The sequence below is a fragment of the Naasia aerilata genome (genome assembly GCF_030296595.1).
GTDB classification, from domain to species: domain Bacteria; phylum Actinomycetota; class Actinomycetes; order Actinomycetales; family Microbacteriaceae; genus Naasia; species Naasia aerilata.
In genome coordinates, this window is record NZ_AP027731.1 from 1,173,869 (window position 1) to 1,189,872 (window position 16,004).

14 protein-coding genes, 1 tRNA gene and 4 pseudogenes are annotated in these 16,004 nt (G+C 72.8%); 8 read left to right on the forward strand and 11 right to left on the reverse strand.

The genetic code is table 11. The features are described from left to right. The first annotated feature begins 134 nt into the window (after positions 1-134). Positions 135-220 (forward strand) — tRNA-Leu (locus tag QUE51_RS06355). Between the two features lie 88 nt (positions 221-308). Here the strand turns inward: QUE51_RS06355 and QUE51_RS06360 are convergent. Then, on the reverse strand, positions 309-770 hold the full coding sequence (locus QUE51_RS06360) for a MarR family winged helix-turn-helix transcriptional regulator (protein WP_286278736.1): 462 nt from the start codon (positions 768-770) through the stop codon (positions 309-311). A 61-nt stretch (positions 771-831) separates the two neighbouring features. On the opposite strand from QUE51_RS06360, the gene QUE51_RS06365 reads away from it, so the two are divergent. Continuing rightward, a complete protein-coding gene (locus QUE51_RS06365) occupies positions 832-1,200 on the forward strand; it encodes a VOC family protein (protein WP_286278737.1) in 369 nt (122 codons plus the stop codon). 18 nt (positions 1,201-1,218) lie between these two features. Here the strand turns inward: QUE51_RS06365 and QUE51_RS06370 are convergent, their stop codons facing one another. After that, positions 1,219-1,878 (reverse strand): LuxR C-terminal-related transcriptional regulator, encoded by a 660-nt coding sequence (locus tag QUE51_RS06370; protein WP_286278738.1) that lies wholly within the window; start codon positions 1,876-1,878, stop codon positions 1,219-1,221. Beyond that, positions 1,865-3,079 carry an ATP-binding protein gene (locus tag QUE51_RS06375; protein WP_286278739.1) on the reverse strand — a complete coding sequence of 405 codons (1,215 nt, stop codon included), beginning with the start codon at positions 3,077-3,079 and terminating at the stop codon, positions 1,865-1,867. Before QUE51_RS06375 ends, QUE51_RS06370 begins: the two co-directional genes overlap by 14 nt. A 115-nt stretch (positions 3,080-3,194) precedes the next feature. Between QUE51_RS06375 and QUE51_RS17850 the strand changes: the two are divergent. Further along, positions 3,195-3,428 (forward strand): annotated as a pseudogene (locus QUE51_RS17850) (PspC domain-containing protein); the annotation flags it as partial. A gap of 1,129 nt (positions 3,429-4,557) precedes the next feature. Continuing rightward, positions 4,558-4,854, forward strand: coding sequence for a hypothetical protein (locus tag QUE51_RS06380; protein ID WP_286278740.1), 297 nt, complete (start codon positions 4,558-4,560; stop codon positions 4,852-4,854). Between the two features lie 62 nt (positions 4,855-4,916). Here the strand turns inward: QUE51_RS06380 and QUE51_RS06385 are convergent, their stop codons facing one another. From QUE51_RS06385 to QUE51_RS06395, 3 genes are read right to left on the reverse strand one after another with little or no spacing between them, the layout of a single operon-like run. Beyond that, on the reverse strand, positions 4,917-6,155 hold the full coding sequence (locus QUE51_RS06385) for an MFS transporter (RefSeq protein WP_286278741.1): 1,239 nt from the start codon (positions 6,153-6,155) through the stop codon (positions 4,917-4,919). Positions 6,156-6,211: 56 nt separating this feature from the next. Then, positions 6,212-6,532, reverse strand: coding sequence for a DMT family transporter (locus tag QUE51_RS06390; RefSeq protein WP_286279283.1), 321 nt, complete (start codon positions 6,530-6,532; stop codon positions 6,212-6,214). Beyond that, positions 6,421-7,251: a DMT family transporter gene (locus QUE51_RS06395; RefSeq protein WP_286278742.1), complete on the reverse strand. Its 831-nt coding sequence runs from the start codon at positions 7,249-7,251 to the stop codon at positions 6,421-6,423. The genes QUE51_RS06390 and QUE51_RS06395 overlap by 112 nt, the downstream gene beginning before the upstream one ends. 139 nt (positions 7,252-7,390) lie before the next feature. Between QUE51_RS06395 and QUE51_RS06400 the strand changes: the two genes are divergently transcribed. Beyond that, the gene (locus QUE51_RS06400; protein ID WP_286278743.1) at positions 7,391-7,747 is read left to right on the forward strand and encodes a DUF6804 family protein; all 357 of its coding nucleotides are present in this window, start codon (positions 7,391-7,393) and stop codon (positions 7,745-7,747) included. Between the two features lie 10 nt (positions 7,748-7,757). Here QUE51_RS06400 and QUE51_RS06405 read toward each other — a convergent pair whose 3' ends face one another. From QUE51_RS06405 to QUE51_RS06420, 4 genes and pseudogenes are all read right to left on the reverse strand, one after another. Further along, the gene (locus QUE51_RS06405) at positions 7,758-8,420 is read right to left on the reverse strand and encodes an HAD hydrolase-like protein (RefSeq protein WP_286278744.1); all 663 of its coding nucleotides are present in this window, start codon (positions 8,418-8,420) and stop codon (positions 7,758-7,760) included. Positions 8,421-8,539: 119 nt separating this feature from the next. Further along, positions 8,540-9,234: pseudogene (gene nucS / locus QUE51_RS06410) on the reverse strand (endonuclease NucS). A gap of 9 nt (positions 9,235-9,243) precedes the next feature. Beyond that, on the reverse strand, positions 9,244-9,456 hold the full coding sequence (locus tag QUE51_RS06415; protein ID WP_286278745.1) for a hypothetical protein: 213 nt from the start codon (positions 9,454-9,456) through the stop codon (positions 9,244-9,246). Further along, complete coding sequence (locus tag QUE51_RS06420; RefSeq protein ID WP_286278746.1) at positions 9,453-10,490, reverse strand: MFS transporter; 1,038 nt, start codon at positions 10,488-10,490, stop codon at positions 9,453-9,455. The genes QUE51_RS06415 and QUE51_RS06420 overlap by 4 nt, the downstream gene beginning before the upstream one ends. A 126-nt stretch (positions 10,491-10,616) precedes the next feature. Here QUE51_RS06420 and QUE51_RS06425 point away from each other — a divergent pair. Both QUE51_RS06425 and QUE51_RS06430 read left to right on the forward strand, forming a co-directional pair. Beyond that, a pseudogene (locus QUE51_RS06425) lies at positions 10,617-12,598 on the forward strand (M13 family metallopeptidase). After that, on the forward strand, positions 12,595-13,491 hold the full coding sequence (locus QUE51_RS06430) for a serine hydrolase (RefSeq protein ID WP_286278747.1): 897 nt from the start codon (positions 12,595-12,597) through the stop codon (positions 13,489-13,491). The pseudogene QUE51_RS06425 and the gene QUE51_RS06430 overlap by 4 nt, the downstream one beginning before the upstream one ends. Positions 13,492-13,551: 60 nt before the next feature. On the opposite strand, the gene QUE51_RS06435 is transcribed toward QUE51_RS06430, so the two are convergent. Continuing rightward, positions 13,552-14,832 carry a glutamyl-tRNA reductase gene (locus QUE51_RS06435; RefSeq protein ID WP_286278748.1) on the reverse strand — a complete coding sequence of 427 codons (1,281 nt, stop codon included), beginning with the start codon at positions 14,830-14,832 and terminating at the stop codon, positions 13,552-13,554. Positions 14,833-14,923: 91 nt separating this feature from the next. On the opposite strand from QUE51_RS06435, the pseudogene hemE reads away from it, so the two are divergent. Then, a pseudogene (gene hemE, locus QUE51_RS06440) lies at positions 14,924-15,990 on the forward strand (uroporphyrinogen decarboxylase). The last annotated feature ends 14 nt before the right edge of the window (positions 15,991-16,004 follow it).

Sequence of the window (16,004 nt, forward strand, 5' to 3'; positions counted from 1 at the left end):
TTGACGGCGGTTCACCGCAGCACTTCGGACTGTCCGCATCGGTCTCCGGTTGCGGTTTGTCCGGAACGATGCGGTTCCGTCGGCCCTGCGGCGTCGTGCTAATCTCGACGATCGGCGCGCAAGCGCCATGGTGAGCGCGAGTGGCGGAATAGGCAGACGCGCACGGTTCAGGTCCGTGTGCCCGTGAGGGCGTGGGGGTTCAACTCCCCCTCGCGCACCAGAGGAGCAGGTTCCAGCGAACCGGCTCGGGAGGACAGGGGCCTCGACGGGGCCCTTTTTCTTCGCCCTTTCTCCGTCCCCTGGTCCGCTCAGGGCTGCCTCCCACCGTCGTCCGCCTCGCGCAGGGAGGCGATCATGCTCCGGAGGAGCCGGCGCGCTCCGGACTGCTCCTCCTCGGTCATTCCAAACAGCATCCTCACCTCCACGGACCGGACCGCGGCACTCGCCTGCGCAAGGCTCCGCCTGCCGCGCTCGGTGAGCCGTGCGGGAAGCACCTTGCCGACGCGGCCCTCGACCGGACGGCTCACGACGCCGTCGCGCTCGAGGGCCTGCAGCAGCACGTTCATGGACTGGCGCGTCACGAACGCGCCCCGGGCCAGCTCCGAGTTGGACAGGCCGGGGCGCTGGGCGAGCAGCTCGAGGCAGGAGTAGTGCGTGACGGTCATCCCGAGCGGGCGGAGCACGGCCTCCATCTCCGCGCGCAGCGCACTCGCCGCCTCCTTCAGCAGGTAGCCGACCGACGTCTCGAGGTCCACTCCGTCTTGCGCCATGTCAGAAGTCTGACATAGAGTCGATGTCAGAAAACTGACACACCAACACAAGGAGCACCTCATGCCCGTCACCGGCCCCGACTTCCTCAGCCTGCAAGTGCGCGACCTCGACGCCTCCCGGGCGTTCTACGAGCACTACCTCGGTCTCGTCCGGTCGCAGGCAGGCCCGCCCCACGCGGTCGTCTTCGAGACGACGCCGATCGCGTTCGCTCTCCGGGACCTCGTCCCGGGCACCGACCTCTCCGCCATCGAACACCCCGGCATCGGGGCCGCGATCTGGCTGCACGCGACCGACGTCCAGGCGATCCACGACGCCCTCGCCGCCGACGGCCACCGGATCGTCGCCGCGCCGATCGACGGGCCTTTCGGTCGCACCTTCACGCTCGCCGACCCGGACGGGTACCAGGTCACCCTGCACGACCGCGCCTGAGCCTCCCCGGCGCCCGCGCTAGAGGAGCTTCCGCTCCAGTGCCCATGCGGTGAGCTCGTGGCGCGAGCTCAGCTGAAGCTTGCGGAGCACCGAAGACACGTGCGTCTCGACCGTCTTCGGGGAGATGTAGAGCTCGGCGGCGACGTCCCGGTAGGCGAAGCCCCGGGCGATCAGCCGCATGACCTCCTGCTCGCGCGCGGAGAGCCGGTCGAGCTCTTCGGTGGTCTCGGCCGTCTCCCCGGAGACGACGCCGAACGCGTCGAGCACGAAGCCGGCGAGCCGCGGCGAGAAGACGGCGTCGCCGTCCGCGACCCGGCGGGCTGCCTCGGACACCTCCCGTCCGGAGGCCGACTTCGTGATGTAGCCGCGCGCACCGGCTCGGATCACGCGGACCACGTCGTCGGCGGCGTCGGAGACGCTGAGCGCCAGGAAGCGGGTCTCGGCGCCGGTCCGTGCGACCTCGCGGATGACCTCGGCGCCGCCCCCGCCGCGCCCGCCGGGCAGGTGCACGTCGAGGAGGGCGACCCGGGGCCGGGTCTCGGCGACGATCCGGATCGCGTCGTCGACCGTCGCCGCCTCGCCCAGCACGGTGATCGCCGGGTCCAGGTCTGCGCGCAGGCCGGAGCGGAAGATGGAGTGGTCGTCGACGATCACGACCGTCAGATCATCGTTCGGCATGGCTTCCAGTCTCATCCGCAGGTGTGCTGATCGTCAGGGTGACGCTCGTGCCGCGCCCACCGGGCCCGCTCGTGATGCGCGCTGCGCCACCGGCCCGCCGCATCCGCTCGGCGATGGAACCGCGGACGCCCATGCGGTCGGCGGGCACGTCCTCGAGCGCGAAGCCCGGGCCACGGTCCGTGACCACCAGCTCCGTGCGGCCCTCCCCGGACTCGAGGTAGACGGAGACGTCGCCGCCGGCGTGGCGGGCCGCGTTGAGCATCGCCTCGCGCGCCGCCGCAGCGATGGCCTCCGGCAGTGGGGCGGTGACGCTCCCCACCGTCACCACGTCGAAGCGCACGGGGAAGTCCTGCTCGATCTCGGCGGCGAACGCACGCAGGGCCGCCCCGGCGTCGGCGGCCGAGGTGGTCGACCCGGTGAACAGCCAGTCGCGGAGGTCCCGCTCCTGCGCGCGCGCGAGCCGGGCGACGTCGGTCGACGGGCCGGCCTTCTGCTGGATGAGGGCGAGCGTCTGCAGCACCGAGTCGTGCAGGTGGGCGGCGATCTCGGCCCGCTCGCTCTCCCGGACGCGCGCCGCGCGCTCCTCGCTCAGGTCGCGGTTGAGCCGCACGAGCCAGGGAGCGACGACCACGGCGACGGCGACGAGCACCGTGGCGGATGCGATCACGACGGTCCAGATGTCGGGGCGGTCGCTCGTCACGAAGAACAGCAGGATCCCCACGGTCACGAGGACGAGTGCGGCCAGGGCACGCACGAGCACCGGCGAGGACTGCGCCACGCCGCTGCGCAGCTCGGCGAACTGCCGCCAGGCCATCGCCGCGCCTGCCAGCACGACGATGGCCGGGATGACCACCGCCAGAGGCACCGGGACGCCCAGCCGCGAGGCGAGGAGCGCGGCGGCGGCGGCCAGGAGGGCGATGCCGAGGAGGATCTCCGTCACCCGGCCTGGCACCGCGGGCTGAGCGGGAGCCGGCGCGACCGGGTGCAGCCGTGCCGACGGAGGGGCGTCGGCCACCTCGGTGCGCGCCGGAGTCGTCGCCCAGAGCCACGCGTACAGCAGAGCACCCGCGCCGCCGCACAGCGTGAGCAGCAGGGCCGCCGACCGCACGACGGAGACGGGGACCCCCGTGTGCTCCGCGAACCCCGCGCACACCCCGCCGACGACCCGGAGGCGCGGCCGGAGGAGGGACGGGGTCTGCACGCCAGAAATCAAAGCACGGGCGCCGCCCGCCGGCGCCCTGACGGCAGAAGAATCAGGGTCGGGGTCAGGGGCATCCCCGATGTCCGTGCGCGGCGGATCGGGGACAGTGGCCACCATGACGAACACCTCCGACATCCCGCGGCCCGGCCCCGCAGAATCCGGCCGCTACGCATTCTTCGAGTGGCTGCGCGGGCTCGGCCTCGTTCGCACCGGCAACGGCTGGGCGGGCGGGGTCTGCGCCGGGATCGGCGCCCGCACCGGCCTCGACCCGCTGGTCGTCCGGGGCATCGCGGTCGTCGTGGCGGTCCTCGGCGGCCCCGCGCTCTTCTTCTACGCCGTCGCCTGGGCGCTCCTGCCCGACGCGACGGGACGCATCCACGCGGAGGATGTGGTGCGCGGCCGTCTGGAACCCGCCGCCGTGGCGATCGGCGCGCTCCTCGTCGTGTCGCTGCTGCCCTTCACGCGCGGCCTGTGGTGGCAGGGACCGCCGAACGTGTGGAACATGCCGGATTGGCTGGCCACCACGCTCAGCGTCGCGTGGAACCTCGCGTTGGTGGCGGGGGTCGTCTGGCTGATCGTGGCCCTGGCGAACGGGCAGGGGCGGCGCTGGACGCCGGTCGCGCCGCAGAATGTATTCCAGGCCGGCTCCTCCGCCGGCACGGCCGATCCGGCGGAAGCGGCCGCCGAGACCGTCCCGCAGGCGGGCTTCGCCTCATCCGCCCATCACGGCTGGAGCTATCAGGGCCGACCCGGTTCGGTGCCTCGCACCGACTGGGAGCGGGTGAGCGCCGAGGCCCGCAAGGGCTGGGAGGAGGGCATGCGGGGCGCCCGGCAGGCGGGATCGGACCTTCGGCAGTGGCGAGCGACGCTTCCGAGTGCGGGGTACGTCGCCATCGTGCTGGGCCTGGCCGTGATCGGCGGAGCCCTGACGGCCGCGGCCGTGGCGGCCGGTGGTCGCCCGGATTCCGCCCTCGTGTGGGGCCTCGCGGCCGCGGCGGCCGTGATCGGGCTCGGCATCGTGATCGCCGGCATCCGTGGCCGGACGAGCGGCGCCCTCGGATTCTTCAGCTTCGTCGCGGTGGTCGCCCTCGCCGCGGCCGGGGTCTTCCCCGCCGGCACGCAGGTCAGCCCCTTCGGCACCCGGATCTGGAGCGTGCCCGCCGACCGCACCCGGCCCGCCGCCTACGCGATGTTCGCCGGGGCGCCCACGGTGGACCTCACCGACCTCGGCTCCTCCTCCCGGGAGGTCGACCTCTGGCTCGGCTTCGGGTCGACGACCGTGCGGGTGCCGGCGGACGGCAGCGTCCGGGTCGAGGCGCACGCCGTGATCGGCGCTCTGGACAGTGCCGGAGCGGAGGACGGGTCGGACGAGGGGGATTCCTCCTCGACGACCAGCAGCAGTTCGGGAGCGGTACGGGCCGGACCACCACGGTCCGGGTCTGGATGGTGGCGGGCAACGTCGATGTGGAGGTCGAGAGATGACGGACGAGCAGTTCGAGACGACAGGCGCTGGAGGGCAGCCCGCGGCGACGGAGCCTCTCGTCGCCGACAGCCCGCGTCGGGAGCCCAGCGCGGCGGCGCCGCTGCGGCGTCCGGCCCGCATCGGGACGATGGTCTGGGGGTTCCTGGTCACGGCCTTCGCCGTGGTGGTCGCCCTCGCGAGCGACCTGGTGGACATCGAGGACCCGACCGCGTGGCTCATCGGCGGCCTGGTGGTCGGCGGGGCGGCCCTCATCGCGGCAGGGGTCGCCGCTTCCCTGCGGCGCACCGGCTGAGCTCGTCAGGTCGAGCGGCCCTTCCCCTTCTCGGGGAGGGGCCGCCTCGTCGCCGGAAGCGATCAGGCGCCCGCCGCGTGGGTGTAGCGATCCCGACCGGCCGAGAGGGCCGAGACAGCCTGCAGCACCCCGGCCCCGCCGACGATGAGCAGGGCAGGCGTCCAGCTCGATGTCAGGTCGAAGAGCAGCCCTGCGCCCGCCGGTCCGACCGCCGCGAGTGCGTAGCCGATGCCCTGGATCATGCCGGACAGGCGCGTCGCGTCGGCGGAGGTGCGGGAGCGCTGGGCGACCAGCGTCAGCGCGATCACCAGGGAGCTTCCGGACGTGAGGCCGATGAGCACGACCCAGGCCAGCACGAGCTGCGGCACGAGGATCAGGCCGACCATCGAGGAGAGGGACAGCAGGCCTACGACCACGCCCACGAGCCGCTGGTCGCGCCGCCCCTGCAGGAACGCCGTCACTCCGAGACCCGCGACCACGGACATCGCCTGATAGAGGAACAGGTGCCAGCCGGCGGCGAGGGGTCGACGCCGAGCCGGGCCTCGATCGTCGGCAGCCAGGTGATGAGGAGGTAGAAGCCGGTCGACTGCGCTCCCATGTACAGCGCGACCTGCCACGCCAGCGGCGACCGCCACATCGAGCCGGGGAGGCCGCGTGCTGGGCCCGGTCGGCGATGGCGTCCGGGACGCGGTCGCGGCGGATCCGGGAAGCCACAGCGCGGCGCCCAGGAGGGCCAGCACGGCCCACGCGCCGATGGCGGCAGGCCACCCGAGCACGGCGCTCATGGGCAGCGAGAAGCCCGAGGCAAGCGCCGCGAATCCGCTGAGCAGGGATGAGTAGGCGCCGGTCATCAGCGGCACGCGCGTCGGGAAGTCGCGCTTGACGAGGGTCGGCAGCAGCACGTTCACGATGGCGATCGCCGCGCCGAGGACGATCGTGCCGATCCAAAGCCCCGGGAGGAAGCCGGGGATGGAGCGCACGACCGTGCCCGCGGCCAGCACGAGCAGTGACGCGAACACGGTGTGCTCGATGCCGTACCGACGCGACACGCTGTGCACCAGCGGTGAGACGACCGCGAAGGTCAGGAGGGGGATCGCGCCGAGGAGTCCCAGCTGGGAGGGGCGGAGGCCGGTGTCGTCCGCGACCAGGTGCAGCACCGGGCCGACCGCGGTGATGGAGGGCCGGAGGTTGGCCGCCGCCAGCAGGACGGACAGGGCGAGCAGCAGCGTGCTCGTCGATCTCCCCGACGGTGCCGGTCGCGCGTCCCGTTCTCGGGGCTGCACACCCGGCATCGTTGCCATGCTTCCACCCTAGGCCGGGGTGGCCGGCACCTCGGACGAGAGGGGGCGCGCCGGCCTCAGGCGGACGCGCTCTCGGATCGGGGCCGGCGCACCGGGTCGCGGTCTCCTGCGGAGGACGGGTCCTCGGCAGACGCGGCGTCCTTCTTCCGGCCGTCGAGGGTGGTGACCGCGACGGCGACCAGCGTCAGCGCGATGCCGAACAGGCTTGCGAGCTGCACCCCGCCGGGCGAGGTGGGCACGACGAGCTCGAGGATGAGGCTGCCGATCAGCTGCCCCGCGACCATCCCGAGCCCCATGAGCAGCACCCCGAGCGCACGGACGAGGATCGCGCCGACCGCGACGCCGATCGGGCCGATGACGCCCCCAGGTAGAGCCAGGGCGAGGAGGGCAGGCGGAACCCGCTCGACCCGGTGGGCAGCAGGGCGAGCACGATCAGCACGATTACGGTCAGGCCGAGCAGGTGGTTGGTCATCGCCGTGGTCACGACGCTGCGGGAGGCGGCCTGGACGCGGCCGGTCAGCCCGGCCGCTCCCGCGAGCCCCACGCCCGCGGCGAAGGCCAGGACGAGAAGGAGGACGTCGAGGTCGCCCTCCCCGCCGCCCAGCGCACCCCAGCTGACGGCGGCGATCGCAAGGACCGACCCGAGCACCCGGAGAGTCGTGGGGCGCCGCCGGCCGCCGCCCGCGGCGCCGAGGGAGTCGAAGACGAGTCCGCCGACGACCTGCCCGGCGACCACGGCCATGGAGAACAGCGCGAGACCGAGGACGCTGGCGGCGGTCCCCTGGGCGACGACGAAGAACATCCCGCCCAGCCCGCCGAGGAGCGCCCACCAGGGCAGCGTGCGCGCCCGGAGTCCGGCGCGCAGGCGGCCGAAGCCGCGCCGGGTTCGAGGGGCGACGAGGAGGATCACGGCCAGGATGACGGCGCCGGTCATGGCCGTGACCCAGCCCGCGTTGTACACGTCGGTCTCGTCCGCGAGGGCGGCGCTCACGCGGGACTGCACGGAGATGAGGGCGCCCATGCCGATGGCGACCGCCACGAGCACCGGTGTTCCGGCACTGCGCGCGGTTCCGCCGTCCCCTGATCGCTGATCCATGCTGTGCCCCCTGAGAAGAACGCCTGCCCGAACGGTGGACGCTACCCGGCGGCACCGGATGGCGAACGGGGCTTTACGGGCGCACGCGGACGTATTAGGGCGGGAATGGGCCACCCGGGCCCGGGTAGAGTCGGCGACCGTGACCAGGCGGACCGATCAGCCTCCTCCGCAGATCCGTCCGGGGTTCCTGCCCGGTATCCTCGGGGCCGTGGTCGCCTTCGTCGGCACCGGCCTGATCGGCTCCGACGCGTACCTGATCATCCGATTCGCGATCAGCATCCTCGCCCTGATCCTCGCGGTGTTCGCCGGCCAGGGCCGGAAGTGGCTGTGGCTGATCCCGCTCGTCGCGCTCGCGGTCGTCTGGAATCCCGTCGTGCCATTCGGCTTCTCCGGCCCGCCGTGGGTGCTCGCCCACATCGCGGCAGCCGCGGTGTTCCTCGTGGTCGCGTTCTTCCTCCGCACTCCGGCACCCGAGGCGCCGGCGCAGAAGCGCTGACGGACTGGCGTCAGGCCGCCTGCTCGCGGATCACGAGCGCGGGAAGGTCCTGGGGACTGTGCGCCACGGCGATGCTGCCCGCGCGCTCGGCCTCGGTGCCGTAGCCCCAGTCGGCGAAGATCGTCGGCACGCCGTTCGCGGCGGCGCCCTCGACGTCGTGCACGCGGTCGCCGATCATGACCGCGCGGCTCGTGTCGACGCCGAGCCGGGAGAGGTTCTCGAGCACGTAGGCGACGACGTCGGCCTTCTCGCTGCGCACCTCGTCCTCGCTCGCGCCGCCGATGAACGTGAAGAAGTGCGAGAAGCCGTAGTGGTCGAGCATGCGGCGCGCCTGGCGCTCCGGCTTCGAGGTCGCGAGGGCGATCGGCAGCCCGCTCGAGGCGATCGCACGGAGCGCGTCCTCGATGCCGGGATAGACCGAGCTATCGAAGGCGCCGCGCTCCTGGTACTGCGCACGGTAGAGGGCCAGCGCCTGGTGGCTCTCGGCCTCCGTCAGCCCGAGGTCGGCGAAGCCGTCCATGATCGGCGGACCCACGAAGGCGACGAGCTGCGCCGGCGTCGGGACGGGCTTCCCCATCCGCTCCAGCGTGTGCGCGAGGGTCGACGTGATGCCCGCGGCCGAGTCCGCGATGGTGCCGTCGAGGTCGAACAGCACGCAGCTCCAGCCGCTCATGCGCCCAGCCTACGGGGCGCTCGCGAATGCCTCTTCCCCACGAACGCGGGGGAAACCGCCCATCCGCGGGGAGACGACACCCGCGAACGAGGCGTTTCACCCGCGCGAGGGCGTCCCGCTCAGAAGAGCCGGTGGTGCGAGTCGTCCATTCCGCGCATCGCGTCGTAGTCGAGCACCAGGCAGCGGATGCCCCGGTCCTGCGCCAGCGTGCGGGCCTGCGGCTTGATCTCCTGGGCCGCGAAGACGCCGGTGACCGGGGCCAGGTGGGGGTCCCGGTTCATGAGCTCGAGGTAGCGGGTCAGCTGCTCGACGCCGTCGATGTCGCCACGGCGCTTGAGCTCGACGGCGACGCTGCGGCCCTCGGCGTCCCGGGCGAGGATGTCCACCGGCCCGATCGCCGTCATGTACTCACGGCGGACCAGCGTGTGGCCGTCGCCCAGCAGGCCGATCTGCTCCGCGAGGAGCTTCTGCAGGTCGGCCTCCACGCCGTCCTTCACGAGGCCCGGGTCGACGCCGAGCTCGTGGCTCGTGTCGGAGAGGACCTCGTGCAGCGAGACCACGAGCAGGTCGCTCGTCTTCGCGTTGGTGACCGTCCAGAGCTCGGTCACCCCGGCGGCCCGCTGATCCTCGTCCGGTTCGGTGACCACCAGTGAGCAGGGGGACTCATCCAGTTGAGCGGCTTGTACGAGCCGCCGTCGGAGTGCACGAGGACGCTGCCGTCGGCCTTGACCATGAGGACCCGGGGCGCGAGGGGCAGGTGGGCGCTGAGCCGCCCCGCGTAGTCGACGGAGCAGCGGGCGACAACCAGGCGCATCCGACGAGCCTAACCGCGGACCGGAGCGTCGCCGGGCTCGGTCTCGACGGGCGCGTCGGACCGGGGAAGCTCCCGGGCCGACGGGGAGGCGAGCCCGGCGAGAGCCACGAGGACGAGGACCACGCAGAGGGCCAACAGCAGTCCCACCTGGTCGGCGAGGAAGCCGATGAGCGGCGGGCCGACGAGGAAGGCCACGTAGCCGATCGTGGCGACGGCGCTCACCCGGGCGGCGGCGCGTGCCGGATCGTCCGCCGCTGCGGACATCCCGACCGGGAAGCCCAGCGAGGCGCCGAGGCCCCAGAAGACCGCCCCGGCGACCGCCAGCTCGGGGAGGGCACGAAGATGATCACCGCAAGGCCGACAGCGGCCAGGGCGGCGGAGACCCGGAGCACGGGCACCCGTCCGTACCGGTCGAGGACGAAGACGCCCGCGATCCGGCCGATCGTCATCGAGGCGAGGAAGACGCCGAGGACGACGGCGCCCGTTGCGTTGTCGAGCCCGTGGCCGTCGACCATCGCGAGCGGGAGCCAGTCGTTCGCCGAGCCCTCGGTGAACGCCATGCCGAGCACGATGAGCCCGATGAGCAGCGTGCGCGGCTCGCGCCAGACGGCGAGCCGGGTGCGCCAGCCCTCCGTCCGGGCCTCCTCGGCGCTCGTGCCCGAGTGCTCGGAGTGATCCGGCTGGAACCAGCGCACCGTGACGATGACCGCGACGAGCAGCAACGCCGACACGATGCTGATGTGCACGAGCACGGGGATCCCCCACGCCTCCGCCAGGGCGCCGATGCCGACTCCGATCACCGTGCCGCCGCTGAACATGGCGTGGAACAGGGGCATGATGGCGCGGCCGAGCACGCGCTCGTTCGCGGCGCCCGAGACGTTCATCGCGACGTCGCACATGCTGCTGCCGGCGCCGAAGACGAGGAGCCCGAGGAAGCTCACGACGGGCTGGTGGATCTGCGCGCCGATCGCCGCGACCGGAAGTCCGAGGACGCCGACGCCGAGGCCGAAGAGCACCGTGCGAGCCGACCCGGCTCGGGCCACGACGTGGCTGGAGGCGACGAGACCGACCATCGAACCGGCCGCGATGCCGAAGATGATCATGCCGAGAGCCGCCGTCGACACGTCCAGCTCGTCGCGGACGGCGGGCACGCGCGAGAGCCAGGTGGAGATCGCGAGGCCGGTGAGGGCGAAGGTCACGAACAGGGCGTTGCGCCATCCGGTCACCTGGCGACGGGTCAGGGCGGGAGCGCTCATCCCCCACGCTACGAGAGTCCGGCCGGCTCCGCCGACCGAGAACCGCCGACGCCGGGTCTGCAGTGGGGCCACCGTTCGGACGCGGGCCTTCGGCAGGCGCCGCGGCGCCGAATAGGCTGGGGCGCCATGAGCGACAACCCTCCTGCCTCGTCCGCGTCCGGCATCGTGCTGGAGGAGCTCGACCCGGAGGTGCGCCCGCAGGACGACCTGTTCCGGCACGTCAACGGCAAGTGGATCGAGCGCACAGAGATCCCCTCCGACCGTGCGCGGTACGGGTCCTTCTACCTCCTGGCCGAGGAGGCCGAGAAGGCGGTCCGCGAGATCATCACCGAGGCGCAGCAGGCCGAGCCCGGCACGGAGGAGCGCAAGGTCGGCGACCTGTTCTCGAGCTTCCTCGACGAGGAGCGCGTCGAGTCCCTGGGCGCGGCTCCGCTCGAGGGCGTGCTGGAAGCCGCGCGGGCCGTGGACTCGATCCCGTCGCTGCTCGCGACGATCGGCCGCCTCGAGCGGGCCGGCGCCCCGGGCTTCCTGCAGCTCTTCGTCGACAACGACCCGGGCAACCCGGAGCGCTACCTCGTCTTCCTCGAGCAGTCGGGGCTCGGACTGCCGGACGAGAGCTACTACCGCGAGGAGAAGTTCGCGGGGACGCGCTCGTCGTACGTCGCCCACGTCGAGCGGCTGCTCGCGCTCGCCGGGTTCGACGGCGCGGCCGACCGTGCGCGTCAGGTGCTGGAGCTCGAGACCGCGATCGCGGCCGCCCACTGGGACAACGTGCGCACGCGCGACAGCCAGGCCACCTACAACCTCCGCGCCTGGCAGGACGTCGTCACGCTGACGTCGTCCGCGGCCGGCGCGAGCCTCGAGGCCTGGCGGGAGGGTCTCGGTGCGCCGGAGGACGTGCTGACGGAGGTCGTCGTCCGTGAGCCGAGCTTCCTCGAGGGCCTGGGTGCGCTGCTCGTCGAGGACCGCCTTGATTCCTGGCGCAACTGGCTCTGCTGGCAGCTGGTGCACTCGGCGGCGCCCTATCTCTCCTCCGCCTTCGTGGAGGAGAACTTCGACTTCTACGGCCGCACGCTCACCGGGACGCCGGAGCTCCGCGCCCGGTGGAAGCGCGGCGTGACGCTCGTCGAGGGCGCAATGGGCGAGGCGGTCGGCCGCAGCTATGTGGAACGGCACTTCCCGCCCGCGGCGAAGGTGGCGATGGACGAGCTGGTCGCGAACCTGGTCGAGGCGTACCGGCAGTCGATCACCGCCCTCGAGTGGATGAGCGAGGCCACGCGAGGCCGCGCGCTCGAGAAGCTCGACAAGTTCACGCCGAAGATCGGCTACCCCGTCAAGTGGCGCGACTACTCGGCGCTGGCGGTCGACGCCGGGGACCTGCTGGGCAACGTGCGCCGGGCGTCCGAGTTCGAGTTCGACCGCGAGCTCGGCAAGATCGGCAAGCCGCTCGACCGGGACGAGTGGTTCATGACGCCGCAGACGGTCAACGCGTACTACAACCCCGGGTTCAACGAGATCGTGTTCCCTGCCGCCATCCTGCAGTTCCCCTTCTTCACCGCGGACCGCGACCCCGCAGCCAACTACGGGGCGATCGGCGCGGTCATCGGCCACGAGATCGGGCACGGCTTCGACGACCAGGGCTCGCGGTTCGACGGCGACGGCCGGCTCACCGACTGGTGGACCGAGGAGGACCGCGCCGCCTTCGAGCGGCGCACCGCCTCGCTCATCGAGCAGTACAACGCCCTCGCGCCGCGGCAGGTCCCGGACCACCACGTCAACGGCGCCCTCACGATCGGCGAGAACATCGGCGACCTCGGGGGCTCGGCATCGCCTGGAAGGCCTACCTGCTCTCCCTGGGCGGCGAGGAGCCGCCCGTGCTCGACGGTCTGACCGGGGCCGAGCGCTTCTTCCTGTCCTGGGCGCAGGCTTGGCAGATGAAGGGACGCGACGAGGAGGTCCTGCGCCTGCTCACGATCGACCCGCACTCGCCGAGCGAGTTCCGGTGCAACCAGATCGTGCGCAACCTCGAGCCCTTCTACGAGGCGTTCGCGGTGGCCGAGTCGGATGCGCTGTGGCTGCCGCCGGCGGAGCGAGTCACGATCTGGTGATTCCCGGCAGCACGAGACGCGGCGGTCGCGGACCCGAGCCCGGGCGGCACCGGGGCAGCGAGTCGATCGAGAACTTCGTCGCCTCCTTCGCCGCGCTCGCCGACGTGGCGCTCGCGGGCGCGCAGGTGTCGGCTCGCGCGGTCGACCTGAACTCCGGCCGGGTGCTCCTGTCCGTCGACGACTCGCTGGTGCTGCCCACCGCGAGCATCGGCAAGGTCCTGCTGCTGCTCGAGGTCTCGGCACGGCTCGGCAGCGGAGCCGAGTCGCGCTACGAGATCCTCGACCGTGAGCCTGAGGACGACGCCGCGGACTCGGGTCTGTGGCAGCACCTCTCCGCACCGTCCTTCCCGCTCACCGACCTCGCGGTGCTGGTGGCCTCGACGAGCGACAACATGGCCACGAACGCGCTGCTGCGCCGCGTGGGGCTCGACGCCGTCCGGGAGCGGGCCGACTCGATCGGGATCACCAAGACGGCGCTCCTCGATCGCGTCCGGGATCGCCGGGGGCCGGACGACGCCCCGCAGCTCTCGGTGGGGTCGGCGGCGGAGCTGACGTGGCTGTTCGCGGGGCTCGCGCGCGGGGAGATCGTCGACGCGGCGACCAGCTACCGGGTGACCGACTGGCTCGCCCTCGGCACGGACCTGTCCATGGTCGCGAGTGCTTTCGGCCTCGATCCGCTGGCGCACAGCCGCTCGGATCACAGCCTGGCCCTGTTCAACAAGACCGGCACCGACGTGGGCGTCCGGGCGGAGGCGGGGGTGCTCCGGGGTCCGCGCGCGGGGGTGGCCTATGCGGTGACGATGGTGTTCCGCGATCGGCGCCTCGCCGACCGTCTGGCGGTGCTCGGCGCGATGCGCACGGTGGGCCTCGACGTCCTGGAGTACGTGCACTGACCTGCCCACTTCTGCGGCAACTCGGCGCCGAAAAGCAGCAGAACTGGGCAGGTCGAGGGGTCAGCCGGCGGCGGGCGCTGCGGAGCCTCCGCGCTCGTCCTCGTCGAGCGAGGTCCCGAGGTCGAAGAGCGTGTTGAATGCGTCGATGGCGCGCTCCCCCTGGCCGAGGCGGGCGAGCTCCTTCGCGCGCTGCGTCGGCTCGTGCACGAGCACGCTGACGAGGTGCCGCAGCGCGCGCTCGGTGGCCTCGTCCGCGTCCCCTCGCTTGCGGAGGCGGTCGAGCTCTGCCTCCAGCACGCCGAACACGTGCGTCCGGTAGGCGACGACGGCGGAGGTCACCTGGTGCTCGCTGCTCTCGGCGGTGAAGGCGGCGGCGGCGCGGCCGACCAGATCGCGGGCATCGTCCGGCGCGTTGAGCTCGGACAGCGGGGCGTGCAGCCGGATCGTCTCGAGGTCGAGCAGCTCGACGCCCGGCAGGTCGCCCACGCGAGGGTCGACGTTGCGGGGCAGCCCGAGGTCGACGATGAACAGCGGACCGGTCGCGGCCCGGGCGGAGACGAGCTCCGGAGTGAGCACGTAGGACCCTGCGCCGCTGCAGGTGACCACCACGGTCGCGGCGTCGAGCGCAGCGGGCAGCCCGCCCGCTTCGACGGGCCGCACGCCCTCCCGGGTCGCAAACCGGGCGGCTCGTCCCGACGGGGAGAAGACCCCCACCTCGGTCACGCCGCGGTCGCGCAGGGCGGCGAGGCTCGCGCCCGCGTAGGCCCCGGTGCCGACGAGGAGCACGTCTTGCGTCCGCCAGTCCGCGATGCGGGACGAGGCGAGGTCCAGCGCCAGCCGGACGAGGGACCGGCCGGCGCCGCCGAGTCCGGTGCGGTTCTGCACATCCCGGGATGCGGAGGAGGCGCGCTGGAACAGCCGCTCGAGCGAGGGGGTGGTGGTGCGGTGGGCCCGAGCGGATTCGAGCGCGCGCCGCACCTGACCGGAGATCTCGCCCTCGCCGACGACGACCGACTCGAGCCCGCTGGACACGGCGAAGAGGTGCTCGGCCACGGCCGGTCCCGAGTGCACCGCCACCGCCGCGGTCAGCTCTTCGCGGTCCACGCCGGTGAGCGCGGCGACCGTGGCCAGAGCATCCTCGCCGGTGCGAGCACGCGCGGCGGAGGGAGCGCTGACGTCGAGGTAGGCCTCGAAGCGGTTGCACGTGGCGAGCACGACGGCGCCCTCGAGTGCGTCCCCGCTGCCGACGAGTGCCGTGCCGAGGTCGGAGGCGCTCACCGACAGGCGCTCCAGGAGGTCGAACGCCGCGGTGCGATGGCTCGCGGACAGACACAGAAGCACCGGCAAAGTCTAGGCGGGCTCGCCTGAATGCTTGATCGTGCACTCCCCGGGTGCGGATCGAGCGGCGTTTCCGTCGTGGAACACTGGTCGCGTGACTCTGCCCGACAGCCACCCCCTCCTCGACGGACGCACCTCCTCCGCTCCTCTCATCCGCGCCTACCGGGGGAGGCGCAGCCCACGCCGCCCGTCTGGTTCATGCGCCAGGCCGGTCGCTCGCTCCCCGAGTACCGGGCCGCGCGGGCGGGCGTGCCGATGCTGGAGTCGTGCCTCCGTCCGGAGCTCGCGAGTGAGATCACCCTCCAGCCGGTCCGCCGCCACCGCGTGGACGCGGGCATCTTCTTCAGCGACATCGTCATCCCGCTGCGGCTGGCGGGGGTCGGCGTGGACATCGTCGCGGGCCGCGGCCCGGTGCTCGACGCACCCGTCCGCTCGGCGACCGATGTGGCGCGCCTCCGCGAGCTGAGCCTCGCGCCGGATGCGCTCCAGCCCATCCGGGACGCTGTGGCCATCACCGTCGCGGAGCTCGGCTCGACGCCCCTCATCGGGTTCGCCGGGGCGCCGTTCACACTGGCCGCCTACCTGGTCGAGGGTGGGCCGTCGAAGGACCACATCCAGGCGCGCACGCTCATGCACGCCGACCCGGACGCCTGGCACGATCTGCTCGAGTGGGCCGCGGACGTGTCGGGCGCCTTCCTCCGGGCTCAGCTGCTCGCAGGCGCGAGCGCAGGGCAGCTCTTCGACTCCTGGGCCGGTTCCCTGTCCCGCACCGACTACGTCGACTCCGTCGCGTGGGCATCGGCACGCGTCTTCGACGACGTCCGCGACCTCGGCGCCCCACTCGTGCATTTCGGAGTCGGCACCGGGGAGATCCTCCCCGACCTGCTGGCCGCGGGCGCAGACGTCGTCGGCGTCGACTGGCGCATCCCCCTCGACGAGGCCGCCCGGCGCGTGGGGCGGGTCCCCCTGCAGGGGAACATCGATCCCGCTCTCCTCGGGGCGCCGTGGCCCGTGCTCGAAGCACACGTCCTCGACGTCGTCCGGCGGGGTCGCGCGGCGCCCGCCCACGTGCTGAACCTCGGCCACGGCGTGCCCGCCGACACCGACCCCGAGGTCCTGACACGCCTCGTCGAGCTCGTGCACTCGCTGCCCCGCCCGTGACGAGTGTCCTCGTC